Source organism: Burkholderia sp. BCC1640, assembly GCF_902833125.1.
GTDB classification, from domain to species: Bacteria; Pseudomonadota; Gammaproteobacteria; order Burkholderiales; family Burkholderiaceae; genus Burkholderia; species Burkholderia diffusa.
On the sequence record NZ_CADFEF010000098.1, the window covers coordinates 1 to 939 of the forward strand.

Below are 939 nucleotides of genomic sequence, written 5' to 3' on the forward strand. Positions count from 1 at the left end.
TGGAGTTGCCCCTGTAATACCGGACACGGCATCACACTAAGGTTGCTGAATCCATCGAGCGCCGGAACTCGCGAGGCGAGCGGTATTTCAGCGCGCTATGGGGATGCTTCTCGTTGTAATGCTCGAACGCGATGGCCAAGTTGCGTGCAGCAGTCGCTGCGTCCGGCTTCGGCATGAAGGCGACGTAGTCGCGTTTCATCGTCTTCACGAAGCTCTCGGCCATCCCATTACTTTGTGGGCTGCACACCGGTGTGGTCAATGGCTTCAGGCCGATGGCCACTGCGAATCGGCGCGTGTCGTCGGCCGTGTAGCCCGAACCGTTGTCGCTCAGCCACTCGATTTCGGACGGTGTATGCAGTTCGTTGCCAAACCGATTTTCCACTGCAGCCAGCATCACGTCTCGCACGATGTCGCCGCTGTGGCCTGCCGTCGTGGCTGCCCAACTCATCGCCTCACGGTCACAGCAATCCAGCGCGAACGTTACGCGCAGCGGCTCGCCGTTGTCGCAGCGGAACTCGAAGCCGTCCGAGCACCATCGCTGATTGCTGCGCGCGACGGCCACCTTGCCGTCGTGTCGACGTTGGGGGCGAGGCGGAAGCGGCCGGCGCTGCATCAACAACCCGTGCGTGCGCATGACGCGATAGATGCGCTTGGCATTGAACGGCACCAGCCCAACCGCGACGCGCTCGTTGCGCAATATGCCCCAAACCCGGCGATAGCCATAGCTGGGCAAATCGCCGATGATCCGGCGGATTTCCTCGACCACGCCCGCATCGTCGGTCTGCCTCGATTGACGGCCATCGCGCCACGTCGCCGGACGCGACAGTCGTGCCGATACGTTCGAGCGCGACACGCCGAGAACTTCACAAACCAGTTTCACTGGTCGTCTATATGAACGTCTCCCGTTTGTGCAGGTTTTCTTGTGCGTTGACGGACAGG

Annotated in this window: 1 protein-coding gene; it reads right to left on the reverse strand. The window is 61.6% G+C overall.

Annotated elements, in window-relative coordinates; translation table 11 throughout:
• Positions 1-31: 31 nt before the first annotated feature.
• The coding region (locus HWX25_RS32620; RefSeq protein WP_175912707.1) for an IS3 family transposase at positions 32-939 on the reverse strand (908 nt) is incomplete at its 5' end.